The organism is Planktothrix sp. PCC 11201, assembly GCF_900009135.1.
Classification (GTDB): Bacteria; Cyanobacteriota; Cyanobacteriia; order Cyanobacteriales; family Microcoleaceae; genus Planktothrix.
On record NZ_LT797754.1, the window covers coordinates 1 to 292 of the forward strand.

Annotated in this window: 1 protein-coding gene; it reads right to left on the reverse strand. The window is 35.3% G+C overall.

The features are described 5' to 3' along the window. The coding region (locus tag PL11201_RS26660) for a hypothetical protein (RefSeq protein WP_159451587.1) at positions 1 to 292 on the reverse strand (292 nt) is incomplete at both ends.

Genomic DNA, 292 nt, shown 5'->3' on the forward strand with positions numbered 1-292 from the left:
TGAATAGGGGAGTAATTAGAAATTTCTGGTGTAATAATATCTCTGGGATTAGTTGTGGAATCTGGTTGTTTTTGGAGAAGGGGATAATTAGATATTTCTGGATTAATAATATCCTGGGAATCACTACTATCTGTGGGACTAATTGTGGAATTCGGTTGTTTTTGAATAGGGGAGTAATTAGATATTTCTGGGTTGATAATATCTCTGGGACTAATTGTGGAATCTGGTTGTTTCTGAATAGGGGAGTAATTAGATATTTCTGGTGTAGCAATATCCTGGGAATCACTACTAT